Origin of the sequence: Cupriavidus sp. H39 (genome assembly GCF_050271075.1) — a bacterium.
GTDB classification, from domain to species: Bacteria; Pseudomonadota; Gammaproteobacteria; order Burkholderiales; family Burkholderiaceae; genus Cupriavidus; species Cupriavidus necator_B.
In genome coordinates, this window is the sequence record NZ_CP189846.1 from 68,953 (window position 1) to 94,127 (window position 25,175).

General features: G+C 68.1%; 27 protein-coding genes. 10 read left to right on the forward strand and 17 right to left on the reverse strand.

All coding sequences use genetic code 11. The annotated features are described in order from the left end of the window. The first annotated feature begins 433 nt into the window (after positions 1 to 433). Positions 434 to 913: an SRPBCC domain-containing protein gene (locus ACOCMH_RS00795; protein ID WP_427307294.1), complete on the forward strand. Its 480-nt coding sequence runs from the start codon at positions 434 to 436 to the stop codon at positions 911 to 913. 39 nt (positions 914 to 952) lie between these two features. Here the strand turns inward: ACOCMH_RS00795 and ACOCMH_RS00800 are convergent, their stop codons facing one another. The 5 genes from ACOCMH_RS00800 to ACOCMH_RS00820 form a co-directional block, all read right to left on the reverse strand. After that, positions 953 to 1,168, reverse strand: coding sequence for a hypothetical protein (locus ACOCMH_RS00800; RefSeq protein ID WP_427307295.1), 216 nt, complete (start codon positions 1,166 to 1,168; stop codon positions 953 to 955). A gap of 87 nt (positions 1,169 to 1,255) precedes the next feature. Further along, complete coding sequence (locus ACOCMH_RS00805) at positions 1,256 to 1,897, reverse strand: TetR family transcriptional regulator (RefSeq protein ID WP_427307296.1); 642 nt, start codon at positions 1,895 to 1,897, stop codon at positions 1,256 to 1,258. 13 nt (positions 1,898 to 1,910) lie between these two features. Continuing rightward, positions 1,911 to 2,297 carry a nuclear transport factor 2 family protein gene (locus ACOCMH_RS00810; RefSeq protein ID WP_427307297.1) on the reverse strand — a complete coding sequence of 129 codons (387 nt, stop codon included), beginning with the start codon at positions 2,295 to 2,297 and terminating at the stop codon, positions 1,911 to 1,913. Positions 2,298 to 2,319: 22 nt separating this feature from the next. Then, complete coding sequence (locus tag ACOCMH_RS00815) at positions 2,320 to 3,105, reverse strand: SDR family NAD(P)-dependent oxidoreductase (RefSeq protein WP_427307298.1); 786 nt, start codon at positions 3,103 to 3,105, stop codon at positions 2,320 to 2,322. A 39-nt stretch (positions 3,106 to 3,144) separates the two neighbouring features. After that, positions 3,145 to 4,035: an alpha/beta fold hydrolase gene (locus ACOCMH_RS00820; RefSeq protein WP_427307299.1), complete on the reverse strand. Its 891-nt coding sequence runs from the start codon at positions 4,033 to 4,035 to the stop codon at positions 3,145 to 3,147. A 108-nt stretch (positions 4,036 to 4,143) separates the two neighbouring features. Between ACOCMH_RS00820 and ACOCMH_RS00825 the strand changes: the two genes are divergently transcribed. The 7 genes from ACOCMH_RS00825 (at position 4,144) to ACOCMH_RS00855 (ending at position 11,220) form a co-directional block, all read left to right on the forward strand. After that, positions 4,144 to 4,965, forward strand: a complete 822-nt coding sequence (locus ACOCMH_RS00825) for an SDR family oxidoreductase (protein WP_427307300.1) — start codon at positions 4,144 to 4,146, stop codon at positions 4,963 to 4,965. Positions 4,966 to 5,102: 137 nt separating this feature from the next. Further along, positions 5,103 to 6,674: a DUF1302 domain-containing protein gene (locus ACOCMH_RS00830; RefSeq protein ID WP_427307301.1), complete on the forward strand. Its 1,572-nt coding sequence runs from the start codon at positions 5,103 to 5,105 to the stop codon at positions 6,672 to 6,674. Between the two features lie 52 nt (positions 6,675 to 6,726). Continuing rightward, positions 6,727 to 7,509, forward strand: coding sequence for a 2-oxopent-4-enoate hydratase (dmpE, locus tag ACOCMH_RS00835; RefSeq protein WP_427307302.1), 783 nt, complete (start codon positions 6,727 to 6,729; stop codon positions 7,507 to 7,509). A gap of 26 nt (positions 7,510 to 7,535) precedes the next feature. Next, positions 7,536 to 8,441: an acetaldehyde dehydrogenase (acetylating) gene (locus tag ACOCMH_RS00840; protein ID WP_427307303.1), complete on the forward strand. Its 906-nt coding sequence runs from the start codon at positions 7,536 to 7,538 to the stop codon at positions 8,439 to 8,441. An 11-nt stretch (positions 8,442 to 8,452) separates the two neighbouring features. Continuing rightward, a complete protein-coding gene (dmpG, locus tag ACOCMH_RS00845) occupies positions 8,453 to 9,478 on the forward strand; it encodes a 4-hydroxy-2-oxovalerate aldolase (RefSeq protein ID WP_427307304.1) in 1,026 nt (341 codons plus the stop codon). Between the two features lie 75 nt (positions 9,479 to 9,553). Continuing rightward, a complete protein-coding gene (surE, locus tag ACOCMH_RS00850; protein WP_427307305.1) occupies positions 9,554 to 10,546 on the forward strand; it encodes a 5'/3'-nucleotidase SurE in 993 nt (330 codons plus the stop codon). Between the two features lie 11 nt (positions 10,547 to 10,557). Further along, positions 10,558 to 11,220, forward strand: a complete 663-nt coding sequence (locus tag ACOCMH_RS00855) for a hypothetical protein (RefSeq protein WP_427307306.1) — start codon at positions 10,558 to 10,560, stop codon at positions 11,218 to 11,220. 74 nt (positions 11,221 to 11,294) lie between these two features. Here the strand turns inward: ACOCMH_RS00855 and ACOCMH_RS00860 are convergent, their stop codons facing one another. The 9 genes from ACOCMH_RS00860 to ACOCMH_RS00900 form a co-directional block, all read right to left on the reverse strand. Further along, the gene (locus tag ACOCMH_RS00860; RefSeq protein WP_427307307.1) at positions 11,295 to 11,513 is read right to left on the reverse strand and encodes a hypothetical protein; all 219 of its coding nucleotides are present in this window, start codon (positions 11,511 to 11,513) and stop codon (positions 11,295 to 11,297) included. Between the two features lie 219 nt (positions 11,514 to 11,732). Beyond that, positions 11,733 to 12,707, reverse strand: a complete 975-nt coding sequence (locus ACOCMH_RS00865; RefSeq protein WP_427307308.1) for an NAD(P)H-dependent flavin oxidoreductase — start codon at positions 12,705 to 12,707, stop codon at positions 11,733 to 11,735. 63 nt (positions 12,708 to 12,770) lie between these two features. Beyond that, positions 12,771 to 13,739: a Bug family tripartite tricarboxylate transporter substrate binding protein gene (locus ACOCMH_RS00870; RefSeq protein WP_427307309.1), complete on the reverse strand. Its 969-nt coding sequence runs from the start codon at positions 13,737 to 13,739 to the stop codon at positions 12,771 to 12,773. 22 nt (positions 13,740 to 13,761) lie between these two features. Beyond that, positions 13,762 to 14,532, reverse strand: a complete 771-nt coding sequence (locus ACOCMH_RS00875; protein ID WP_427307310.1) for a crotonase/enoyl-CoA hydratase family protein — start codon at positions 14,530 to 14,532, stop codon at positions 13,762 to 13,764. 10 nt (positions 14,533 to 14,542) lie between these two features. Next, entirely contained in the window at positions 14,543 to 15,340 is a 798-nt protein-coding gene (locus ACOCMH_RS00880; RefSeq protein WP_427307311.1) for an SDR family NAD(P)-dependent oxidoreductase, read from the reverse strand. Further along, positions 15,337 to 16,872, reverse strand: a complete 1,536-nt coding sequence (locus ACOCMH_RS00885; RefSeq protein ID WP_427307312.1) for a class I adenylate-forming enzyme family protein — start codon at positions 16,870 to 16,872, stop codon at positions 15,337 to 15,339. The genes ACOCMH_RS00880 and ACOCMH_RS00885 overlap by 4 nt, the downstream gene beginning before the upstream one ends. A 15-nt stretch (positions 16,873 to 16,887) precedes the next feature. After that, the gene (locus ACOCMH_RS00890; RefSeq protein ID WP_427307313.1) at positions 16,888 to 18,033 is read right to left on the reverse strand and encodes an acyl-CoA dehydrogenase family protein; all 1,146 of its coding nucleotides are present in this window, start codon (positions 18,031 to 18,033) and stop codon (positions 16,888 to 16,890) included. Positions 18,034 to 18,062: 29 nt separating this feature from the next. Beyond that, positions 18,063 to 19,208: a thiolase family protein gene (locus ACOCMH_RS00895; RefSeq protein ID WP_427307314.1), complete on the reverse strand. Its 1,146-nt coding sequence runs from the start codon at positions 19,206 to 19,208 to the stop codon at positions 18,063 to 18,065. Continuing rightward, positions 19,205 to 19,615 carry a Zn-ribbon domain-containing OB-fold protein gene (locus ACOCMH_RS00900; RefSeq protein ID WP_427307315.1) on the reverse strand — a complete coding sequence of 137 codons (411 nt, stop codon included), beginning with the start codon at positions 19,613 to 19,615 and terminating at the stop codon, positions 19,205 to 19,207. Before ACOCMH_RS00900 ends, ACOCMH_RS00895 begins: the two co-directional genes overlap by 4 nt. A gap of 129 nt (positions 19,616 to 19,744) precedes the next feature. Between ACOCMH_RS00900 and ACOCMH_RS00905 the strand changes: the two genes are divergently transcribed. Both ACOCMH_RS00905 and ACOCMH_RS00910 read left to right on the forward strand, forming a co-directional pair. Then, complete coding sequence (locus ACOCMH_RS00905; RefSeq protein WP_427307316.1) at positions 19,745 to 20,893, forward strand: CaiB/BaiF CoA transferase family protein; 1,149 nt, start codon at positions 19,745 to 19,747, stop codon at positions 20,891 to 20,893. Next, positions 20,890 to 21,537, forward strand: coding sequence for a TetR/AcrR family transcriptional regulator (locus ACOCMH_RS00910; RefSeq protein ID WP_427307317.1), 648 nt, complete (start codon positions 20,890 to 20,892; stop codon positions 21,535 to 21,537). Before ACOCMH_RS00905 ends, ACOCMH_RS00910 begins: the two co-directional genes overlap by 4 nt. A 109-nt stretch (positions 21,538 to 21,646) precedes the next feature. On the opposite strand, the gene ACOCMH_RS00915 is transcribed toward ACOCMH_RS00910, so the two are convergent. The 3 genes from ACOCMH_RS00915 to ACOCMH_RS00925 are packed head-to-tail and all read right to left on the reverse strand — an operon-like array spanning position 21,647 to position 25,089. Then, complete coding sequence (locus ACOCMH_RS00915; RefSeq protein ID WP_427307318.1) at positions 21,647 to 23,827, reverse strand: molybdopterin cofactor-binding domain-containing protein; 2,181 nt, start codon at positions 23,825 to 23,827, stop codon at positions 21,647 to 21,649. A gap of 18 nt (positions 23,828 to 23,845) precedes the next feature. Next, positions 23,846 to 24,304, reverse strand: a complete 459-nt coding sequence (locus tag ACOCMH_RS00920) for a (2Fe-2S)-binding protein (RefSeq protein WP_427307319.1) — start codon at positions 24,302 to 24,304, stop codon at positions 23,846 to 23,848. After that, the gene (locus ACOCMH_RS00925) at positions 24,301 to 25,089 is read right to left on the reverse strand and encodes a hypothetical protein (RefSeq protein ID WP_427307320.1); all 789 of its coding nucleotides are present in this window, start codon (positions 25,087 to 25,089) and stop codon (positions 24,301 to 24,303) included. Before ACOCMH_RS00925 ends, ACOCMH_RS00920 begins: the two co-directional genes overlap by 4 nt. Positions 25,090 to 25,175: the final 86 nt, after the last annotated feature.

Sequence of the window (25,175 nt, forward strand, 5' to 3'; positions counted from 1 at the left end):
ATCGGTCAGCGCCAGCCAGGGCCCGCCAAATGGACCGGCAAAAGTATGTGTCCGGGATGAAACGCTGAGGGCGATGCGCCGCAACGCGCGGGATCTTGCCCTGCGCCCCGCGTGCCCGGCGGTGGAGGCCACTCTGATCTTCACCCTGCAACCGAAGCCTCCGGCCCGGAAGTCCAGGGCCACTGCCCCGCCGGAATCCCGAAAAAATGCCGGCCATCGCCGATGGCCGGCACCAAGCTCACAGCAGATGGAGAATGCGGCCCCGCGGCGGGTCGCCGCCGCCGGACAGCGCGAACGCGGGGCCGGAGTTCAATGTGCATCACCGCGACGGCCTCGCCTTCGTCCACCCGGACTCGTCCGTTCGGGGTATGCGAGGCGCGGGCGGATGGCTCTAGTGTTTCCTTTCCCAATGACTTTGATGAAGGAGGAGACCATGGCCAAGGCCGAGAATCTGGTGACGTCGATCCAGGTGGAGATCGATGCGCCGGTAGCGCTGGTGTGGGAAGTGCTGACCGACTTTGCGCGCTACGGCGAATGGAACACGTTCTGCCCCGGCCTGGAGACCACCGGGCGGCTCGGCGACATGGTGCACATGCAGGTGCGCATTCCCGGCACCGACCAGGTGATTCCCGTCAACGAGCATCTGGTGGCATGGGAGCCGGAGCGGCTGCTGTCGTGGGAGCAGCGCCCCACCGACGCGAACAAGGACGCCGCCCGGCGCGACCAGTACCTGGAAGCGATCGGTCCGGGACGAAGCCGCTACTTCACCACCGACCTGTTCCTGGGCCTGAATGCCGAGACCATCATGCGCGAGCACGGCGCCTGGGTGAAACAGGGATTCGACCAGGTGGCACGCGACGTCAAGGCGCGCGCGGAAGCACTCCACGCGCAACGGGAGGCCGCGCGCGGCTGAGCCCGGATCAGATCGCCCGGACAACGGGCCGATCTGCCTTTACTGTGGCGGACGCTGGCTCAGCACCAGCAGCGCCGCGGCGCCACGGCTGCGCACGCAGGCGTCGTCGCAGCGCTCCACCGAGGCTTCGGCGGCGGGCAGTGTAACGGCAGGCCGGTGGTCCTGGCCGGCATCCACTGCCAGCCCCCAGGCCACGCCCATGGCGGCGCCGGCCCCGGCCAGGCCCGCCGCCCAACGAAATCCGAGCCGCTTCATCGCTGTCTCCTCCGCTTGCCCCGCTGTTATCCGAGGTGTTGAAAGCATCGTAGTCAGCGGCGCGCCGGATCTCTTCGTCCGAGCAGACTAAGGGGTATCCCGCATCAGGGCGGGGTTGGAAGTAGCAGCGGATCGACCGGCCTCCGGGGTGGCGGCAAGCGCCGGATTGCCCTGGTACAGCCGGGCCAGCGCGGCGGCGCTGCCAGACAGGCCGGATGGCGCCAGGTGCATGGCATGCGCGCCCAGCAGGCCCCACAGGTGGGCCAGCAGCAGGCCGGCGAGGCCGGGCGCCGGCAGCAGCATCGCGAACGCCGCGCGCAGCGCTTCGGCGCCGCGCAGCACGCGCTCGCGCAGCGGACAAAGCTCGCAGGCGTCGCCGCACTTGTGCTGCAGCAGCGCCGCGATCAGGCTGACATGGCGGGCAAGCTCGTCGTCGCTGAGCAAGGCGGAAAGCGCCTGTTCCAGCGCGTGCGTGCCAGTGCCGTCGCCCCCCTGCGTCAGCGGCGCGAGCCGCGCGGCGAAGTCGGCTTCGGCGCAGCACAACAGTGCGCCCAGCAATTCGGCGCGGGAACGGAAGTGCCCATAGACGGCGCCGCGCGTCATGCCGATGGCGCGGGCCACGTCGTCGACGGTGACGCAGTGCAGGCCGCGCTGGCGCATCAGCTGCTGCGCGCTGGCCAGGATGCGCGCGCGCGTGGCGGCGGCATCCTCGCGGGTGTGGCGGGCCATCGGCGCAGCGCGCTTACAGGAAATGCACGTCGTCCGGGCCCCAGTGCGCGCGCATGCTGCGGATGCGGCCATCGTCGCCGAAGGTCATGATATCGGTCACGTCGATGCGCGCGGGCCGCCCTTCCAGCCGGGCATGCACGGCGAAGGTCAGCGCCGCGGCATTGCCGTGCGAGCCACGCGGCGGCGCCACCACCTCCAGCCGCGCGCCCAGCGCGGTGGCGTGCTGGTAGAACGCCAGGATGGCCGGCTTGCCGGCGATCGACTGCGCGCCGACCGGGTCTTCCACGGTGGCGTCGTCGGCATAGAGCGCGACAACGCCCTGCGCGTCGCCGGCATTGAAGCGCTCGACATAGGCGAGCAGCGTCGCCTTCATCGCGGCGCTATCGGGGCCATGGGGCATGGGATTCTCCTGATCGTGGGCTTCAGCGTGCGGTGTAGCCGCCGTCGATCACCAGTTCGGCCCCGGTGACATAGCGTCCGGCGTCGGACACCAGGTACAGGATGCCCGCGGCGATGTCGCGCGGCTGGCCTACCTTGCCCGCGGGCGTCTGCCCGCCCAGGTAATCGAACAGCGCCTCGCCCTGCCCCGAGGCCTGGGCCACGTGCTCGAGCATCGGCGTACGGATAAAGCCGGGATGGATCGAGTTGGCGCGAATGCCCTTGCCGGCATACAGCAGCGCGTCGGTCTTGGCCATCATCCGCACCGCCGCCTTCGACGCGTGATAAGGCGGCACGTCCGGCCCGCCGGCGATGCCGTACATCGACGACACGTTGACGATGGCGCCGCCGCCAGCACGCTCCATATGCGCGATGGCGTGCTTGGTGCACAGGAAGGTGCCGGTCACGTTCACCGCCATCACCTGCTGCCATTGCTCCAGCGGCAGTTCATGGGTGGGCGCATTGGGCCCTTCGATGCCGGCGTTGTTCACCAGGATGCCGAGGCCGCCGAAACGCTCGGCGATCTCGCCGAACGCGCGTGCCACGTCGCTTTCGCGGGTGACGTCGAGCTGCCAGAACGCGGCCTCGCCGCCTGCGGCGCAGATGGCTTCGGCAGTCGCCTTGCCGTCGGCTTCCAGCAGGTCGAGCACGGCCACCCTGGCACCCGCCGCCGCCAGCACGCGCGCGGTCTCGGCGCCGATGCCTCGCGCCGCGCCGGTGATGGCCGCCACCTTGCCATGCAGGCCGAACAGGTCATACGGGTATTCCATGATGTCTCCTTGGTTTTGTCTTGTGGGCGTGCGGGCCAATTATGCCGCGCCGTCCGGCGCGGTATCGCCCAGGAAGCCCAGGCATTCGCGATTGAAATAGGCCGCGTGCTCGACCATCACCCAGTGGCCGCAGCGATTGATCATGACGAAGCGCGCATTGGCGCAGCCGCTCAGGAATTTCGCCGCGCCCGAGGCGGGATTGAACTGGTCCTCGGTACCCCAGAAACCCAGCACCGGGCAGCGGATTTCACCCAGCCGCGCGGTCAGGTTGGGCACCTTCATGGTGGCCAGCACCTCGCGCGGCTGCTCGCGGCAGACCGCCATGCGCTCGTCGACCAGCGCGTCGGTGACCAGGCTGGCGTCGTGCACCAGCAACTGCAGCAGCTGCCGCATGGTGTCCGGGTTCATATGGCCGCCGGTGAACAGCGACACCATGCGCTGGATGCCAGGCATCTCGAAATAGGTCTCGCGCTCTTCGACGCCGCCGGGCGCCATCATCACCAGGCGGCTGACATGCTCGGGGTAATCCAGCGCGTATTGCAGCGCGATCGCCCCGCCCAGCGAGTTGCCCACCAGCACGCAGCGCGGCAGTTCCAGCGCCAGCAGCTGCGCGCGCAGCGCGGCGACGAAGAAGTCCAGCGTGTACTCGACGTCGTCCGGCTTGGACGACAGCCCGTAGCCCGGCAGGTCCACCACCACGGTGCGGTAGCCCGCCGCGCCGAACGCCGGCACGTTGTGGCGGAAGTTGCTGTGCCCGCTCGCGCCCGGCCCGCTGCCATGGATAAAGACCACCGGCTCGCCCGCGCCGGTGTCCAGGCAGTGCAGGCGCAGGCCCGTGGCGGTGGTGATGAAGCGCCCCACCGGCAGGCTGGGGTGCAGCGAGGCCGGCGTGGCGGATGGCGAGGACGGGTGCGGCGAGGTAGCGGACATGAGGGCGTCTCCCTTGGTTTGCCCAGCATCTTGCGCAGCGCCAACGCCGCGGGCATCGTTCATTCGGACTACGAGCCGCCGGGCCACTTCTCCTACGATGGGCGCTCCATGCATCGAACGGGGGGAAAACCCATGACAGGATCCGCAGGATTCCATTACACCGGCCAGACCGTGCTGGTCACCGGCGGCATGCGCGGCATCGGCCGCGCCATCAGCGAAGCCTTCCTGCGCACCGGCGCGCAGGTCTTCGTGTGCGGACGCACCGCGCCCGCCGACGACAGCGAGCTGCCGGCCGCGGACGGCCACCGCGCCCGCTTCATTGCCGCGGACATCCGCGACCTCGAACAGGCCGACGCGATGCTGGCGCGGATCGCGCAGGCGAGCCCAACCCTGGACGTGGTGATCCACAACGCCGGCGGCGCCCCGTTCGCGCTGGTTGCCGAGGCCTCGCCGCGGCTGCTCGAGTCGGTGATCCGGCTCAACCTGGTGGCGCCGCTGCAGCTCGCCCAGCGCGTCAATGCGCGCATGCAGCAACAGGCCGGCGGCGGCGTCCAGCTGTTCGTCGGCAGCGTCAGCGCGCTGCGCCCTTCGCCCGGCACCGCCGCCTACGGCGCCGCCAAGGCCGGCATCCTCAACGCGGTGCGCACGCTCGCGGTGGAATGGGCGCCCCGCGTGCGCGTGGCCGCGGTCAGCCCGGGCATGGTGCTGACCGATACCTCGCAGCAGCAGCACTACGGCGACCCGGCGGCGCTGCGCAGCATGGCGGCGACGGTGCCGCTGGGCCGGCTGGCGCTGCCGGATGACATCGCCGCCGCCTGCCTGTTCCTGGCGTCGCCGCAGGCCGCGTACGTAAGCGGCGCCAATCTCGTGATCGATGGCGGCGGCGAGCGGCCGGCCTTTCTCGACGCGGCCTCGGTCAACCGCGGCTGAGCCGTTGCCCGTAGGGAAACCGCCTAGTCCGTTCTGCCGATTTGTGCGTGGCTCCCCCTCTCTACGCTTCTCGTCCAGGCGAGCGCCGATCGAAGTGCCAGGCAATGAACCAACACCGATACCACGGGGAGACCACCATGCACCAACCAACACGCGGGCCACTGCCGCGCCGCAACCGGCTGCGGCCCATCGCCGCGGCCGCGGCCCTGACAGCGCTGGCCGCGCTGCTCGCGCAGCCCGCGCGCGCCGGCGATACCGTCGACCTGGGCCACGACACCACGCTCGACTACAGCGTCACCGCCTCCTACGGCGCGGCGCTGCGCACCGGCCGCCAGAGCGACGCGCTGCTGAGCCCGGCCAATATCAACGGCGACGACGGCGACCGCAACTTCAAGCGCGGCGACCTGATCGCCAACCGCGTCTCGCTGCTGGGCGAAGCCCATCTCAAGCACAATGCCTTCGGCGCGCTGCTGCGCGGCAGCGTGTTCCAGGACTGGGCCTACAGCGGCACCAACTCGAACAACGCGCCCTTCACGGTCAACCACAGCGGCCCGTTCAACCAGTTCACCGGCTCCGCGCGCGACTACCACGAGCACCGCGCGCAGCTGCTCGACGCCTACGTCTACGGCGCCACCCCGATCGGCGGCACGCAGCTGAGCTTCAAGCTGGGCAACCAGGTGGTGGCGTGGGGCGAAAGCCTGTTCTTCGCCAACATCGCCGGCGCGCAAGGGCCCGCCGATGCGACCAAGGCCTTCGTTCCGGGCGCCGAGGTCAAGGACATCCTGCTGCCGGTGCCGCAAGCCTCGCTGCAGCTGCAGGTGACGCCGTCGTTCAGCGTGATGGGCTATTACCAGTTCACCTACAAGCCGAACCAGATGTTCGCCCCGGGCAGCTATTTCAGCACCACCGACGTGGTCGGTCCTGGCGCCGAATTCATCATCGGGCCCGGCTTCAACATCCCGCGCGGCCCGGACATCCGCCCGTCCGACTGGGGCCAGTGGGGTGTCGGTGCCCGCTTCCGCGTGTTCGAAGACACCGAGGTCGGGCTCTACCAGCTGCGCTACCACGACAAGAACCCGAGCGTGGTCACCTCGCTCTTTCCCACGCTGCAGTACCAGCAGAAGTTCTTCGGCGGCATCAACCTGACTGGCGCCAGCTTTTCCACGCAAGTGCTGGGTGCCAACGTGGCCGGCGAAGTCAGCTACAAGGACGGCATACCGATGCTGGTGGACGTGGCCGGTTCGCCCACGGCCTCGCGCGGCAAGGCGCTGCAGGGCAACCTGTCCGCCATCTACTCGGTGGGCCCGACCTTCCTCGCCAATTCGCAGTCGCTGCTGGGTGAAATCTCCTACCTGCACGTGCTGAGCGTGGATCCGGTGATGGGCTTCAGCCAGCTGACGAATACGCGCAATTCGGCGGCATTTCAGCTTGGCTGGTCGCTGACCTACAACAACGTGTTCGATGGCTGGGACCTGACGGTGCCGTTCACCTACGCGCAGCAGTTCAGCGGCAGGTCGGCGGTGGCCGGCGCCTTCGGCACGCTGATGGGCTATAGCGACAAGCGCGCCAGCGTGGGGCTGACCTTCAAGTACCTGAACAACCTGGAGCTCAACCTGACCTATGCCGCGTTCATTGGCGGCGCCAACATCGCCAACCGGCCGCTGGCTGACCGCGACTACGTCGCCTTCAACGCCAAGTACTCCTTCTGACCCTGGTCCCGGTCCGCGCCGCCATGGCGGCGCGGACCGTCCCTTCCCTGCCATGAACGCCGACCTGATCACCACGCTCAGCAACGAACTCCACCACGCGCTGGTCACGCGCACGCCGGTGCCACCGCTCAGCGGCCGCGGGCTGGCGCTCGATGTCAGCGCTGCCTACCGCATCCAGCAAGGCTTTATCGCCCACCGGCTCGCCGCAGGCGACCGCATCACCGGCAAGAAGATCGGCGTGACCAGCGCCGCCGTGCAGCAGATGCTGGACGTGCACCAGCCCGACTTCGGCATCCTGCTGCAAAGCATGCATTACGCCGCGGGCCAGCCCATTCCCACGGCGTCGCTGATCCAGCCGCGCGCCGAGGGCGAGATCGCCTTCTTCCTGCGGCGCGACCTGCGCGGGCCCGGTGTCACGCGCGACGATGTGCTCGATGCCACGGAAGCGGTCGCGGCCTGCTTCGAGATCGTCGATTCGCGCATCCGCGACTGGCGCATCCGCATCGAGGATACGGTGGCCGACAACGCCTCTTGCGGCGTCTATGTGCTCGGCGACGAACGCGTCAGCCCGCATGCGCTGGACCTGGGCACGTGCGCGATGACGCTGGACAAGAACGGCGAATGCGTCGCCACCGGCACGGGCAGCGCCGCGCTGGGCCACCCCGCCGACGCGGTGGCTTGGCTGGCCAACACGCTCGGCAGCTTCGGCATTCCGCTGCTGGCGGGCGAGACCATCCTGTCGGGCTCGCTGGCGGCACTGATTCCCGTGCAGGCCGGCGACCGCCTGTCCATGCATATCACCGGCATCGGCGGCTGTGCCGCCGTGTTCTCCTGACCCCTGACCTTGCCACGCGAGACCCCATGAACAAGATCCGATGTGCCCTGATCGGGCCCGGCAATATCGGCACCGACCTGCTCTACAAGCTGCGCCGCAGCGAGATCCTCGAACCGGTCTGGATGGTCGGCGTCGAGCCGTCCTCGGAAGGGCTGGCGCGTGCGCGCGAACTGGGCCTGAAGACCACCAGCGACGGCATCGACGGCCTGCTGCCGCACCTGGAGGCCGACGATATCCGCATCGCCTTCGATGCCACCTCGGCCTACGTCCATGCCGAGCATTCGGCCAAGCTGACCGCCCGTGGCGTGCGCGTGATCGACCTGACGCCGGCGGCGATCGGGCCGTTCTGCGTGCCGCCGGTCAACCTCGAGGCCCATATCGGCAGCAACGAGATGAACGTCAACATGGTGACCTGCGGCGGGCAGGCCACCATCCCCATGGTGTACGCGGTGTCGCGCGTGCAGCCGGTAGCGTATGGCGAGATCGTGGCGACGGTGTCGTCGCGCTCGGTCGGGCCCGGCACGCGCCGCAATATCGACGAATTCACGCGCACCACGGCGGGCGCGATCGAAGCCGTCGGCGGCGCGCGCCAGGGCAAGGCCATCATCGTGATCAACCCGGCCGAGCCGCCGCTGATCATGCGCGACACCATCCACTGCCTGACCGAAGACGCGCCCGATGTGGCCGCGATTACCGCGTCGGTGCACGCCATGATCGCCGAGGTGCGCAAGTACGTGCCCGGCTACACGCTGAAGAACGGGCCGGTGTTCGACGGCAAGCGCGTCTCGATCTTCCTCGAGGTAGAAGGCCTGGGCGACTACCTGCCGAAGTATGCCGGCAACCTCGACATCATGACCGCCTCCGCCGCCCGCACCGCCGAATGCATCGCCGCCGCCATGCGCGCCGGCAGCCCCGCAACCGCCACCGCTTGAGGAGCCAGGCCATGACCCAACGCATCACCCTGCATGACATGACCCTGCGCGACGGCATGCACCCGAAGCGCCACCAGATTTCGCTGGACCAGATGAAAAGCATCGCGCGCGGGCTCGATGCCGCGGGCGTGCCGCTGATCGAAGTCACCCACGGCGATGGCCTGGGCGGCGCCTCGGTCAACTACGGCTTTCCCGCGCACAGCGATGAGGAATACCTGCGCGCGGTACTGGGCGAACTGAAGCAGGCGCGCGTGTCGGCGCTGCTGCTGCCCGGCATCGGCACCATCGACCACCTGCGCATGGCGCACGAGATCGGCGTGCATACCATCCGCGTGGCCACGCACTGCACCGAGGCCGATGTCTCGGAGCAGCATATCGGCATGGCGCGCAAGCTTGGCATGGATACCGTCGGCTTCCTGATGATGGCGCACATGGCGCCGGTGCAGATGCTGGTGCAGCAGGCGCTGCTGATGGAAAGCTACGGCGCCAACTGCCTGTACATCACCGATTCCGCCGGGCACATGCTGCCGCACGATGTCACCGAGAAGCTCACCGCCGTGCGCCAGGCGCTGCGCCCCGAGACCGAGCTGGGCTTCCACGGCCACCACAACCTCGCCATGGGCGTGGCCAATTCGCTCGCCGCGATCGCCTGCGGCGCCACCCGCATCGATGCCGCGGCCGCGGGGCTGGGCGCTGGTGCCGGCAATACGCCGATGGAAGTGCTGGTGGCAGTGTGCGAGCGCATGGGCATCGAGACCGGCGTCGATGTGTTCCGCATTGCCGACGTGGCCGAGGACCTGGTGGTGCCGATCATGGACCACCCCATCCGCATCGACCGCGACGCGCTCACGCTGGGCTATGCCGGCGTGTATTCGTCGTTCCTGCTGTTTGCCAAGCGCGCCGAGGCCAAGTACCGCATTCCCGCGCGCGAGATCCTGGTCGAGCTGGGCCGGCAGCGGCTGGTGGGCGGCCAGGAGGACATGATCGAGGATACGGCGATCACGCTGGCGCGCGAGCGCGGCTTGCCGGTGGCGTAACGGCGGCGGCCCCGGTTTCGGCCCGGCGCAGCCGGGCCTGCTTTCATCACCAACAAGAAAAGGAGACAGGTTCCCATGCTCAGACTTCGTGCGCGCCCGCGGCGCGCAGGCCTCGCCATCGCCGCCATCGCACTGGCCGCCGCGGCCAGCCCGGCCCATGCCCTCAATATCCTGCTGACCAATGACGACGGCTGCGCCGCGCCTGGCATCGCCGCGGTACGCAAGGCCCTGCAGGACGCCGGGCACCGCGTCATCACGGTCGGCCCGGCGATCAACCAGAGCGGCTCGGGCGCTGCCTATGCCGTGCCCGATGGCCGCACCCGGCTGGTGGTCGACCCGCTCGCAGGCAGCGCCGAGACTTTCTGCGTGCACCGGGTCAAGCCTACCTTCGTCGCGGGCGGCGCGCTCAACGCCACCAACCCGGAATACATTGGCACCGGCTCGCCGGTGGACGCCACCGCCATCGGCCTGAAGATCGTCGCGCCGGAAAGCGGCTTCACGCCGGACCTGGTGGTCTCGGGCGCCAACTTTGGCGAGAACCTGTCGGACTCCATCCCGCATTCGGGCACGGTGATGAACGTGCTGTTCGCCGCGCGCCGCGGCGTGCCGGGCATCGCGCTGAGCGTGGGGGTGGACTTTGCCGAGGCACGCACCGGCTTCCCCAGCACGCTCGCCGCGTTCCCCAAGGCCGGCGCCTTCCTGGCACGCGTGATCGCCAGCCTGGAAGCCACCCGCGCCGCCGGCCAGCCGCTGCTGCCGGTGGCCAACCCGCTGAGCATCAACTACCCCGTGACCGCCGGCGGCACGCCCGCGGGCGTGCGCCTGACCGTTCCCGGCACCGTGGACTCGTTTACCACGGCCTACAAGCGCAATCCCGACAACACGGTATCGATCGACGTGGGCGCGACGGAGACCGAACCGGCTGCGCTCGCGCGGATTGCCGAGACCCCTGCGTTCCTGGCGAAGTTCATCACGATCTCGCCGCTCGATGTCGACTTCCGCCCGACGCCGCTGGCGCGCGGCCTGTTCAACCGCTCGCGCCGCGAGCTGGCCAACCTGGCCCCTTGAGCACCGATACCATGGGCAAGCACCTTCGACACTGGCGCCACCTCGTGCTCGCATGCGGGGTTGCCGCCGTCGCGGCATGCGGGGATGACCCGGCACAGGAAGTGAGCGGCACCGCGGCGGTCGGCGCGGCGCTGGCGGGCGCGACCGTGCAGTTGCGCGACGCGCACGGGCACGTGCGCCACGCAACGGCCGATGCCAGCGGCGTATTCCGCCTGTCCGGCGTATCGGACGGTGCGCTGATGGTCCGCTGCGAAGGCGGCCTCGCGCAGGGCGAACCGAACCGCCAGCGGCTGCATGGCCTGGTACTGGGCGGGCGCACCGTGAACTGCACGCCGCTGACCGAGCTGGCGCTGTGGAAGCTGACAGGCGGCCCGCCGGTCCAGGCCTTCGACAGTTTCGGCGAGGCAAGCGCCAAGGGGCTGTCGGCCGAAGCCCTGGCTGAAGCGGAGAACGCCGTGCTGGCTGCGCTGGCCGCAGGTGCCGGGGTCGATATCGACCCCGCCGCCACACCGCGGCGCTGGCATGACACCCCGCTGCAAGCCGGCAATGCCGGCGATGCCCACGATGCCGCGCTGGAAGCGCTGCGCGAAGCCATCGCCGACCAGGCGTCGATGGACTTGATGGGCGAGATGGTGGCGCACGGCCTGTGCGTGGCGGACGGGACCTGCGGGTAAGACAGGGGCTGCGGGACGCGTGACCGTCGTCCCGCATGGTCCCGCACTGCGGGCCCGGGGTTCGGCCCCCGCTGTCATCCCTCCGGCCGCAACACGGTCAATTCCAGGCCCGAGCTTCCCTTGGCCTGGCGCAGCACTGCCAGCTCGCCAGGCACCCGGAACAACGCAGCGAGGCAGCCCTTTAGTTCGTGCAACAAGGCTTCACCCCGCGCCGCGTCCTTGCCGCCGTCAAGAACCCACTCGCGATAACCGCTCTGGATCGCCATCACGTCTTCGGTGATCTTCCGCTTCATGGCATGCCCCCCGCCCCGTTGTGCTTCGTCCGTATTCACCTGGACCGCGTAAATACGTGCCTGCCGCCAGCCATTGGCTGCCGACGCGTTGCACCGATGGTAGCCAGGTGAGCTTCGATGCCATATCGGGCAAAGGGATGTTTCAGAAGTGAACGGCAGGACCGGTCGGGAAGCGCCGGCCTGGGACTCGCGCAGGCGTACGCGGTAGTCGTCCCGCCGTCAGGCCGTCGCCAGCAGACCGGTGGTGTCTTGCTGCGCGGCCCGGTACTGGGTCAGAAGCGCGTCCACCAGCCCGGCCACGTCCTGCACCGCATTGACCCCTGACACCGAATGCCCCGCGCTCCAGATATCGACCCAGCGGCGCGGCGTGCGGCCGCCGTTGTGGTGCTCGCTGTACAGTTCGGCCGCCCGCTCCGGTGTGATCGGGCCAGCCAGCGACTTCGGGTCGAGCCCCGCGGCGATTACGGACGGGCGCAGCATATTGGTGTCCAGCCCGGTGAAGGCCTGGGTCAGCAACACGTCATCGAGCCGGCTGTCGACAAGCATGGCCTTGTAGCGGTCCGCGCCCAGGCTTTCGCGCGTGGCAATGAAGCGTGTGCCCATCATGCCCAGGTCACAGCCCAGCGTGCGGGCCGCCCACAGCGCGGCACCGTCGGACATGCCGCCAGACAGCACGATGGGGCCGTCAAACATCTGCCGCACGGCACGCACAAAGGCAAACGGGTTGGCCCAGCCGGTCTGCCCGCCGGCCCCGGCCGTAAGCAGCACCAGGCCGTCGGCCCCGGCCGCCAGCGCCTTCTCCGCATGGCGGATCGAAGCCACGTCGGCGAACACCAGGCAGCCGATATCGTGCAGCGGCTGGATGACCGCCTCGGGCGAACCCACGCTGGCGATGACCATCTCCACCCGGTGGCGGATGAGGACCTGCAGGTCTTCATCCAGCGTGGCCTGGCGGCGCATGATGAGATTCGGGCAGACCGGCGCGGTCGGGCCAGGCGCGTCCGCGCAGTGGGCCTTGATCTCGGTAAGCCAGGCGTCCAGTTGCGCGGCGCTGCGGGCGTTGACCGTCGGAAACGCGCCGATGACGCCGCTGCGGCACGCGGCGCTCACCAGTTCCGGGCCGGACACGCGCAGCATCGGCGCGGCGATCAGTGGCAAGCGCAGGCGCGACGCCAGCGATGAAGGCAAGCTCATGCAATCCTCTCTTGGATGCCTGGCGTCCGCGCACAGCGCGGTGCGCCAAGCCATGTCGATCCATCAGTTGGTGTAGCCGGTCTTTTCGATCAGGCGGGCAAAGCGCTTGCGCTCTTCCTGTGCATAGCGCGTGGTCTTTTCCGGATCCAGGTCGACCGTCTCGGAGCCCGCGCTGGATTGCTCCACGTAAGCCAGATACTCTTTGGATTTCAGCGCAGCGGAGAACCCCTTGTACAGGCGCTGGACCATCTCGGGCGGCGTGCCGGCCTTGACCCCGTAGCCGACCCAGATGTAAGCCGTCGAACCGGGGTAGCCCAGCTCGCTGAAGGTTGGCACATCGTGGAAGGCCGGAGGCCTGCGCTCGTGCGTCAGGGCCAGCAGATGGATCTTGCCGGCGCGGAAGAATTCGCGCGCGGCGCCGGCGTCGATGATCATCGCATCGACATTGCCGCCGACCACGTCGTTGAGCGCGGGCGCAGGGGCCTTGTATTGCACGTTGTTGAGCTCGATGCCGAGCTCGCGCTGGATCATCAGCGCCAGCAGCTTGTAGTAATGCCCGCTATAGGTCGCCAGCGACGCCTTGCCCGGATTGGCCTTGGCGTAGGCGACGAAGTCGGCCAGCGACTTGTGCTTGCCTGCCTTCACGACCAGGGCAGTACCGCCGCGCGTCGAGGTGATGACGGGCTGCAGCTGCGTTTCCGGATTGAAGCGCAGGCTCTTGTTGACCAATGGCACGATCACCATGTTGCTGGGCGAGATCATCAGCACGCGGGTTCCGTCAGCCGGTCCGTTCAGCACGTACTGCGTGGCGATCATGGTGTCGGCCCCCGGCTTGTTCTCGACGATCACCGTGCGCTGCAGTTCCTGGGACAGGATGCTGGCCAGGATGCGCGTGCTGGTATCCGCGCCTGAGCCGCCGCCAAGCGGCAGGATGATGCTGATCGGGGTCTTGTCCTGCGCCAGCAGCGGCGCATGCGCCGTCCATGCCGCGGCCGCCGCGGCGGAGCCCAGCAGAAAGCTTCGTCGTTGCATCGTTGTCTCCTCCTTGTTGGCGCTATTCGCCCGACCAGACCGGCGCGCGCTTGGCCGCGAAAGCCTTGAGTCCTTCCACCCGGTCCCTGGAGTTGAGCGCGACCTGGGCGATGGGCATCTGGTTTTCCCAGGCGTCCAGCTCCTGCCATTCGAAGGCCTTGGACATGATGCGCTTCGACGCGGCCAGAGCCGTCGGGCCGTTCACCAGCAGCGAGCGGGCCAGCTCGATGGCGCTGTCCAGGGCCGCGCCCGGCTCGACCACCCGGTTCAGGAGGCCATAGGGCCGCAGGAAGTCGGCGTCGTAGAACTTGCCGGTCAGGGCCATCTCAAAAGCGATATTGCAAGGAATCTTCTTGGGCAGGCGGAACAGCCCGCCGCCCACGGCGACCAGATTGTGCCTGACCTCGGGCAGGCCGAACTTGGCGTTAGCGGCGGCCACCACCATGTCGGCAGTCAGGCACAGCTCGAAGCCGCCGCCGACCGCATAGCCCTCGACGGCGGCGATCAGCGGCTTGCGCAGCGGGTGCATGAAGCAGCCGAAGCCGCCGCGGCGCAGCCTGGCGCGCTTGGCGCCGCTGGCCGCTTCCTTCAGGTCGGCGCCGGTCGAGAAATTGCCGCCTGCGCCATGGATGACGGCAACGAAGCAGGTACGGTCCTCTTCGATCTCGTCCATGATGTCCTGCAGCGCGATCGCCATGGCGTTATTGCAGCAGTTCTTGACCTCGGGCCGGTTCAGGGTGATGACGGCGACCCCGTCTTGCTTCTCCAGCACTGCGGCTTGCTCGGTTGTCATGCTGCGCTCCTTACAGGTTGAACGAGAATCCGCCGTTGACCGGGTAGGTCTGGCCGGTGATCCACGAACTGGACCCCGAGGCCAGGAACAGCACCATGTTGGCCACGTCCTCCGGCTGCCCCACGCGGCGGATCACGTAGTTCGACAGCATCTTCTTTTTCCTGTCGGGATCGGCCTCGAGACGCGCCGCGATCGCCGGCGTTGCGGTGGCGGAGATGGCCACGCAATTGGCCGTGATGTTGTAGCGCCCCAGGGCGCGGGCCGCGCCGCGCATAAAGCCGGCGGCGCCGGCCTTGGCGCCGGAATAGATCTCCAGGTTGGGCTCGCCCACGCGGCCGGCGTCGGAGATGATGGTGATCAGCCGGCCCGCGTTTTTTTCGATCATGCCCGGCACGACCGCCGCCGTGCAGTTGATGACGCCGTAGAAGTTGACGCGGATAAAGCTGTCCCACGCCGCCTCGCCGACTTCCCAGAAATGCTTGCGCGCTTCCGGGTCGGGGTTGACGCCAGAATTGCCGGCATTGTTGACCAGGATATCGATGCTGCCGCCGGCCTCTTGCACGGCCTGCGCAAACACGGCCTTGACCTGCGCCTGGTCGGTCACGTCACAGACGGCCGCCACGGCTTTCACGCCCAGCGCCGCGATTTCCCGCACCACCGCGTGCGCGCGCTCGGCATAGAAGTCGTTGACGATGACGGCCCGCGCGCCGCTCCTGGCAAAGTGCAAGGCCACCTCGCGGCCCACCCCCTGGCCTGCGCCGGTCACGGCCGCGATTTTTCCGTCGAGGTCGGTCAGGTTCAAGTTCATACGTTGCGCTCCTGGTTATTCCAATGAGGTTGGCGAAGCTCGCGCTTCAGGATCTTGCCGACGGCGTTGCGCGGCAGTTCGGCGACATGCACGAAATCCCGTGGCCGCTTGTACGAGGCCAGGTGCGCCTGCCCCAGCGCCGCCAGTTCGTCGCCCGCGATGGGCCGGCCGTCCCTGGACTCGTAATAGGCCACTACCTTCTCGCCGAATTCTTCGTCGGGCAGGCCGACCACCGCGATGTCGAGCAAGCCGGGATGCTGGTAGAACGCGGCTTCGATTTCCGCGGGATAGATGTTGACCCCGCCCGAGATGATCATGTCCTTGGCGCGGTCGGTGATGTAGAGATAGCCGTCTGCATCGAGATGCCCCATGTCGCCGGTGCGGAAGAAGCCGCGCGCGTCGAGCGTGTCTTCGTCCAGCGGCGGCGCGTTGAGATAGTTCCTGATCACGGCCGGGGTGTTGACCCAGATCTCGCCGACGGTGCCGCAAGGGCACGGCTTGCCGTCCTCGTTGCGGATTTCGACTTCCACGCCGTCATAGGGCAGGCCGCTGGATCCGGGTTTCCTGAAGTGGTCTTCCGCCTTCATGCCGGCGATCATGCCGGTCTCGGTGGAGCCGTAGCCCTCATGCAGCACCGGCCCGAACTGCGCTTGCACCCAGTGCTTGATCGCCATCGGGACCGGCGCGGCGCCGATGCCCATGCTCTTGAGGCGCGGCACCTGGCGGCCCGAGGCCTCCTGGTAGCTCTTGAGCCGCTTGTACATGGTGGGCACGCCGGTCCAGTGCGTGACGCCGTGCTGCTCGGCCAGGTCGAACCAGTGCGCGGCATCGAAGCGGTTCTGCAGGACCAGCATGGAGCCGTGCGTCATTGCCGCGCGCACCTGCGAGGGGCCCGAGCCGTGGTGCAGGGGCATGGACACCAGCACCACGTCGGATGCCTGGTAGCGCTTGTACGCCCCGCCCTGGGCTTCCAGATAGCGGTTCAGGCGCTCGTTGCCCGGCTCAGGCCGCAGATGGCGCGCCACGCCTTTGGGCCTGCCCGTGGTTCCGGAGGTGTAGATGATCTGCTCGCACAGTTCTTCCATGAGGATGGGCGCTCCGCCCGGCTGGATCAGCGCGTTCCATTGGCTCTGTGCGCCAGTCCTGCTTACCGGAATGATGGCGTCCCGCGCCAGCACGGAGATTTTTTCCATGAACCCATGCGGCTGCTCGTCGTCCAGTATCAGCATGCCGGCGCCGGCGTTCTGCAACACATAGTTGACCTCGTCGGGAACCAGGCGCCAGTTGATGCCCAGAAGCCGGGCCTTGAGCTTGGACAGCGCCAGCATCAATGCCACCCATTGCGTCGTGGTCTGCATGCGCAGGGCCACGATGTCGCCGGCGACGACGCCGCGGCTGGCCAGCTGGTTGGCGATGTTGTCGGCCAGGGTGTTGAGTTCGCGCCAGCTCAGGCAGTCGTCCGCGGCCAGCACCGCGGTCCGGTCGGGCTGAACCTGGGCCCAGTGCTCAGGCAGGGTCGGTACAGTTGTCATGGGGATGTCCATCGATCAGCGGAACAGGTGACGGGCCAGCACGTGGTACTTGTGCACCTCGCTCGGGCCTTCATAGATGCGGGCCGGGCGCTGCGAGCGGTACCAGTGCGCGATGGGGTTATCCAGCGAGACCCCGGCCGCGCCGAAGATCTGCACGCCGCGGTCGAGTACGCGTCCGACCACCTCGGTCGCCTGCATCTTGATCAGGCTGGCCTCTACGCGCGTGTCCTGGCCGGCATCGGCCTTGCGGGCGGCCGCGTACATCATCAGGCGGCACTGGTTGATATCGATCCATGAATCCACGACCATGGCCTGGATCGCCTGCTTCTGCGACAGCGGCGAGCCAAACGCCACGCGATCCTTCGCGTAGTCGGTCATCATCTCCAGCGTGCGCATGGCGATGCCCATGGCGCGCGCGCCCACGCCGAAGCGCGCTTGCGATAGGATGATCTGGGCATTGCGAAAGCCTTCGCCGCTGGCGCCGATCAACGCATCCTCCGGCACTTCGCAATTGTCGAAGATCAGCTCGTTGGTGATCATGCCGTCCAGCGTCTGGATGTCGCGCGACACCTTCAGGCCCGGGTTGGCCTTGTCGACCGCGAACATGGAGATGCCGCCGTGCTGGCGCTTTTCCTGGTCGGTCACGGCCACCACGAAGATCACCTCTGCCGGGCCGACGCTGGAGATGAAGACCTTGGTGCCGTTGATCACCCACTTGTCGCCGCGCTTGACGGCCTTGGTCTGGATCGCATTGCCAGGATCGGCGCCGCCCGAAGGCTCAGTCTGCGCAAACGCGTAGCGCAGCCGGTCCTCCAGGCAGGGATCGAGGTAGCGCTCCTTCTGCACGCCCGTGGCGTTGAAGAGGAACGGCGGCACCTGCCCGCCGAAGCGCAGGGGCACCAGGCACTGGAAGTTCTCCTCGATGACCGCCAGCTGCTGCGTCACCGTCAGCTTCGCGCCGCCCAGCGCTTCGGGCAGCGTCAGGCCCCACAGTCCCACCTCTTTTGCGGCCCGGGTGCCGGGCAGCAGATCCTGCGGCGTGATCTCGCCGCCCTGCAGCTTGCGGGCCTCCAGCGGCATCTGGTGCTTGTGCACCAGCTTGCGGGTGAGGTCCACGATGGCACGCGTGTCCTCGTCGAATTCGACCATGTAGTCGATCATGTCTGTGTCTCCTGGATAGGGTTCGGGGTTCAGATGCCCAGCACGTGCGCGTAGCAGACGGCGCCTACGCCAACCATGTGCGCCAGCCCCGTGCGCGCCCGGGGTTGCTGCCGCTGCCCGGCCTCGCCGCGCAGCTGCAGCGTGATTTCGGCGATCTGGCCGACGCCGGTGGGGCCGATCGGATGACCCATGGCAATCAGCCCGCCGGACGGGCTCACCGCCACCTTGCCGCCGATGTGGAACTCGCCCGCCTTCAGGGCAGGGATAGCGTGGCCCGGCTTGCATAGGCCCATGGCCTCGAGGTACAGCACCTCTTCGATGGCAAAGGCATCGTGCAGCTCGACCACGTCAAGCGCCGCGGGGGCGACGCCGGCCTCCTGCAGGGCCTGCTGGCAGGTGGCTTGGGTGAGCAGTTCATCGAACGCCGTGGCGTCCTGGTACACGGCCTGGCTTTGGGCGGCGGACGACAGCACCCGCACCGCGCGGCCGGGGTCGATGCCGTGCGCCCGGATCGCGTCTTCGGACATCAGCACCACGGCCGCCGCGCCTTCACCGACCGGCGTGCATTGCAGCACCGTGAGCTCGCCCGACACCTTGCGCCCGCCCAGCACCTCCTCCAGCGTGCGCGGCTTCTGGCGCTGGGCGTTCGGGTTGAGCGCGCCGTTGTTGTGGTTCTTCACCGCGGCCAGCGCGATGTCGCGCATGTCGGCCCCGGAGCGATGCACGTACTTGTCCGCCAGCAGCGCGAAGTGCGTGAACGGCGCGATGTATTCACTGGCCAGATGCTCGATGCCGGCCTGCGTCTCGGCCCGGACCACCGGCGCGCGCTTGTCCACGCCCAGCACCAGCGCGGTATCGGCCAGGCCGCTGGCCACTTCGATGCAGGCATGGCGGAACGCCGTGGAGCCGGAGGCCGACGCGTTTTCGACATGGGCGATGGGCAGGCCCGTCGCCCCCAGGTGGCGCAGGATGGGTCGCCCGCAGGCCATGCCCAGCAGCGCCCGCGCAACATAAGCGGTATCGACGCCGGCGATGGGCACGCCCGCATCCGCCAGCGCCTGGCGCGCGGCGGTCAGGCCCAGGGTCACGTACGGCGTATCCGACGGGTCCTGGTAACGGTGCCAGCCAATGCCAACCACGTAGACCGGCCGCAGGTCCTTTAGTGTTTGCTTCATGCCGTCACCCCGAAGCGGAATTCCAGGACCGCCGGGTCGTGGCCGCGCTGACGCAGCACGCCATGGACGCGCCGGCCATGCCAGTCGCCCGGCTCATGCCCCACGTCGAGCAGGGCGCGCACCACCGGCCCGGCGTCGAGTCGCACCTCTGCCACCGTGAACGGCATGGCCGGCTCCGGCTGGGCATGGATGTGGACCTGGCTGCTGCCCAGCACCACGCCCTGGGCGGCCAGTTCGATATCGGCCAGGGCGCCGCTGCCGCAGCGCTCGCAGCCGTAGTGCTGGGGGGGAAACGCCACTTCATTGCACGCGGTGCAGCGGATGCCCTTGAGAAAAGGGGTGTGATGGGTGTTCCAGCCACAGAGCCCGGGCTTGTCGATTCGTGGGGTTGTCTCGTCTGTCGTCATGTTTTTTCCTCAACTTACTTACCATATGGTCGGTAAGTTTGTATGATTTATCAAATAGGGTTTTCACGCAGTCGGACACCTATGTCCTGGCTTGCCCCACCCATCCCTGTCCAACAAGGAGCGCACACCATGGGCCCACTCGCAGGCGTCAAAGTGATCGAAATCAGCGGCATCGGGCCCGGCCCGTTCTGCGGCATGCTGCTGGCCGACCTGGGCGCGACCGTCATCGCGGTCGAGCCGCCGGAGCGCCTGGCCGCGCCGGAACGGCCCCATGCCATCACCAGCCGCGGCAAGCAGTCCGTGGTGCTGAATCTCAAGCATCCCGTCGCCGTCGAGGCCGTGCTGCGCCTGTGCGAGGGCGCCGACCTGCTGATCGAGGGCATGCGCCCGGGCGTGATGGAGCGCCTGGGCCTGGGTCCGGAGGTGTGCCTGCAGCGCCGGCCCGCGCTGGTGTACGGGCGCATGACGGGCTGGGGCCAGGACGGGCCATGGGCACCGCGCGCCGGGCACGACAGCAACTACACCGCCCTCAGCGGCGCGCTCTGGTTTGCGAGCCCGCCCGATCAGCCGCCGATGGCGCCGTCCACCGTGCTGGGCGACGTGGCAGGCGGCGCGCTTTACCTGGCGGTCGGACTGCTGGCCGCCCTGCAACATGCGCGCAGCACGGGGCAAGGACAGGTCGTCGATGCCGCCATCGTCGATGGCGCGGCCCACATGCTGAACCTGATGCTCGGCGCCATCCAGCGGCGCGGCGGCAGTTTCGCGCGGGGAACGCAGGCGTTTGACGCGTCGCACTGGGCGGCGCAAAGCTTCCGGTGCAAGGATGGCGGCTGGATCAACTTAGCGCCGCTGGAACCGAGGTTCTATGCAGAGTTGCTGGCGCGCCTCGGACTCAGCGGCGACGCGCGCTTTGTCCGCGGCCAGAACGACCCCGACCTGTGGCCCGCGCTCAGGCAGGCCATGGCCGCACGGATAAGCTCGCGCACACGCGCCGAATGGGAGGCTTGCCTGGAAGGCAGCGATGCCTGCTGGGCACCCGTGCTGGCGCCGGACGAGGCCGCGCGCCACCCACACCTGGCCTCCCGCCAGAGTTATGTCGAGCATGGTGGCGTGCTGCAGGCCAGTCCCGCGCCGCGGTTCTCGGCCACGCCCGCGGCCTTGCGGGACATCGCCCCGGCCGGTACGCACACGCGCGAAATTCTCGGCGCCCTGGATTTCACACCCGATAATCTGGAAGAATTGCTGTCTTCCAACACGCCTGAATTTGCTCGCACATGACCGCCCCTGCCGCCCACCCCGCCCGAACCCGACGCACCCAGGAGGAACGGCGCGCCACGTCGGAGGGTGCGTTGATCAAGGCCGCCATGACGGTCATGCGTGCCAAGGGCATTGGCGGCATGACCATTGCCGAGGTGGCCGAGACTGCCGGCGTCAGCAAAGGGCTGGTGGTCCACCTGTACGGCAACAAGCAGGCGCTGCAACTGGCCGTGCTGTCCGAATTGCGCAGCCAGTTCGCCAGGCGTTTCCATCAGGCGGAGGGGCACACGGTGGGCCTCGCGCGCCTGCGCAGCTTCATCCGTACCCAGCTCGGCAGCCTCGGCAAGTCGGACTCCAACACGCAGGTGTTCTCGGCACTATTGTCGGAGGCCATCTTCCAGGATCGGGAATTCGCGGCAGACGTAGCGCGCATGAACGATGCCACCGTCGCTTTCGTGCGCGAGTGCCTGGAGGCCGAACAGGCCCAGGGCACCCGCTTCATCGAAGAGGACCTGGACAGCCTGGCCACTTTCATCGTCGCCAGCCTGCGCGGCATCGCGCAGGTCTATTCCATCAACGCAACCGCAAAGACCAAGACGCTGGACACGCAAAAGCTGCTGCAGCTGTGCGAAGCCATGGTGGATGGGATGGTCGTTTCGGCTTGATGCCGAGCTGGCATTTTCCGGCCGCCACCGGCGCGAGTTCACGCGCACGCTGTCAGGGACGTCGGGACGCTACCGCCCACGTGTCACCCTGGCCGCGCAGGCGTTTCGATCATGTCACGTCGCCGAACGGCAGGCTACGATACCGCTTGCCTGTAAGGGCCGCAACGGCGTTGGCCAGTGCGGGCGCAATCGGCGGCACCGCGGTTTCGCCGATGCCGGTCGGCGGGTCGGCCGAGGGCACGATGTACACGGCAACCTGGGCGGGCATGTCCGCATGCGTGGCCAGCCGGTAATCATTCCAGTTGCCTTGCTGCACCACGCCGTCCTTCAGCGTGATCTGCGCGCCCGGTAGCGTGGTGCCCAGCCCCATCAGCATGCCGCCCTGGACCTGTGCCTCGATGGTGCGCGGATTGATCGGCATATTGCAGTGCACGGCAGCGGTGACGCGATGCACGACCGGCTGGTTGCCGCGCATCGAAGCCTCGACGATGTACGCCACCACGGTGTCGAACGATTCGTGGACCGCCACGCCCCATGCGCGGCCGGCCGCCAGGCGACGCTTGCCGTAGCCGGAGCGTTCCACCGCCAGGTCCAGCGCCGCGATATGTCGCTTGTGCTCGCGCAGCAGCGTGCGGCGATACGCCACCGGATCGATGCCGGCGGAGCGGGCCAGTTCGTCGACCAGCGTCTCCATGACAAAGGCGGTGTGGGTGTGTCCCACCGAACGCCACCACAGTACCGGCACATTGACCTTGGGGTGATGAACCTGGAGCGCGATCGGGAACGGATAGGGGCTGCCGGCGACGCCCTCGACCATGGTCGAGTCAACCCCATTCTTGACGGTGAAGGATTCGAACGGCGTGCCCATCGTGATGGACTGGCCAACGATGACGTGCTTCCAGGCGAGAACCTTGCCCTTGCCGTCGTGGCCGATTTCCACGCGGTGGAGGTGCATCGGGCGGTAGTAGCCACCGCGCACGTCGTCTTCGCGGATCCAGATCATCTTGATCGGCTCGCGGCGGCCCGCGGCGTACCGTGCCTTGGCCACCTGGGCGGCTTCGAACAGGTAATCCGAAGTCGGCACCGCGCGCCGGCCGAAGCCGCCGCCGGCCATCATGGTGTTGAAGGTCACCTGCTCCGGCTTCAGGCCAAGTACGGCCGCGACATTGGCCTGGTCAACGGTCTGGAACTGCGAGCCGGCCCACACCGTGCACTGGTTGCCACGGAAGTCGATGGTGCAATTGAGCGGCTCCATCGGCGTATGCGCGAGGTATGGGAAGGTAAATTCGGCGGTGATCCGGTGTGGCGCGGCAGCCAGCGCGGAGGTGTCGGCCGTGCTCGCCTGCGTGCCGGGCTGAATTGCCAGCTCGCGGTAGCGGGCCAGCAGCGCGGTGCTGTCCGCCTTCTCGACGCCGGTGGTATCCCATTCCACCTGCAACGCCTCGCGTGCCTGCCGCGCCGCCCAGAATCCGCTGGCGACGATGGCCAGCCCGGTGGCGCCGCCGACCAGCGGTACCTGATAGACATCTTCCACCCCGGCGATCGCTTTTGCGGGCGCCGTGTCGACGCGCGCCACGCGGGCGCCGAACACCGGCGGATGCACCATGACCACGGCGCGCATGCCGGGCAACATCATGTCGATGCCGAACTGTTGCCTGCCGTTGGACTTGTCGCGCGCATCCAGTCGGTCGACAGGCTTGCCGATCAGCCTGAACTGCTGCGGCGACTTGAGCTGCACGCTTGCCGGCACGGGCTCGGCCAGCGCGGCCGCGGCCAGCTCGCCGTACGTGGTGCGGCGGCCGTCCGGCGTGGTCACCACGCCCGAGTCGGCCTTCAGCTGCGCAGGCGGGACACCAAAGCGCCGGGCGGCTGCGGCAAGCAGCATGGCACGCATGCGCGCGCCCACCTCGCGATACTGCGTCCAGCAGTTCTTCATGCTGGTCGAGCCGCCGACCATCTGCATGTGAAAGACCGGATCCTTGTAGGCCTCGCCGGCGGGGGCGAGCTGGCAGCGCACCTTGCTCCAGTCCGCGTCAAGCTCTTCTGCCACGATCATCGGCAATGCCGTCTGCACGCCCTGCCCGAACTCGAGCTTGCCGATGGTGACCGTCACGATGCCATCGGCATCGATACCGACAAAAGCCGATGGCGGAACCGGGGGCGCGGGCGGTGTGGGCGAGGCACCGCCGGCCGTCTGCGCACCCACCGGGAAAGCGCACAGCGCGAAGCCGGAACCGAAGCTCAGCTTCAGGAATGTGCGCCGGTCGATGCCGCCACTTGCCTGCTGCATGCGTATCATGGCATCTCCTCAGCCGATAGACTTTGCGGCGTCCTTGACCGCAGCATGGATGCGCGCGTAGGTGCCGCAGCGGCACAGATTGGCGCTCATGGCGCGGTCGATATCGGCGTCCGTCGGATGCGGGTTGGCCTTGAGGAGCGCCACCGCGGACATGATCTGGCCGCTCTGGCAGTATCCGCACTGTGCAACATCGTGACGGATCCAGGCTTCCTGCACTGCCCGGCCCACCTTGTCGTCGCCAATGGCCTCGATGGTGGTGACCTGCCGGCCGGCGACGGAAGACACCGGTGTCACGCACGCGCGACGCGGCTGGCCGTCGACATGGACGGTGCATGCCCCGCACACCGCGATACCGCAGCCGAACTTGGTCCCGGTCAGCGCAAGGTTGTCGCGCAGCACCCAAAGCACCGGCATGTCGCCAGGCACATCCACTTCCTGCGTCTTGCCATTGAGGCGTAAAGAGATCATGGCTGGCTCCCGTTGCCTTCCCGCGCCGTCTTGGTCATGACGCCAGAGCGCGCGATCTCGCGCAGATGCTTCGCCAATGCCTCGTCAGCAGCGGCGCGCGTGGGTCCGACCGAAGTACGCAGCGGTTCGCTCGTATCGCAAGGCGCGCCATTGCGGATCCATGTGCGCACCTGCTCGTCGAAAGACGCCTTGTCCAGCGACGGCAAAGTGCGCCCGGGCCCCGGCTGCCAGCCCCAGGCAACGAGATGGTCCATGACCATATGTTCCTCGAGCATTGCGAGCGAACGCCCGCCGTTGGTCTTTGGCTCGCGGAACACCTTGCACAGCGCAGGGCCATTGAGTCCAAGCCAGGACATCTTCATGCTGGCTGGTGGCATGTGCCATCCCGGCTGGCCGTCGGTATCCAGCCCGGGGGGCGCATGCACAAGCGGGCTGTTCTGCGTGCCATGGCAGGTGGCGCATTGCAGCGGTGCAACGCCCCTGCCGTCGACGCCGCGCTGCACTGGGGGATAGTGCGGCGCCTTGGCATCGCCCTGCAGTGGGGAATCGGGCACATGGCAGTTCAGGCAGCGGCCATGCAACAGCACCCGCTCGATATTGGCAAAGGCTTGCAGGCCGGCGTTGCGATCGGGCGACGCAGACACCTGGGTGGGCTGGAAGGGCGCATCCGGACCCGCTGCGGAAGCGAGCGTGGACAAGGCCGTAGCACCGATTGCCGCAACGCGGCGAAAGCCCGGGTGAATGTCCATAGCGCCAGCCTCCCCATGCCGCCATGCTGCGGCCATTGGAATGTTGTAGTGCCGGATGCGCTGGCTGGCAAGAACTGGACCGACGTAGCTCGGCGTCTCAGGCGCCGGAGGGTCGATCTGTA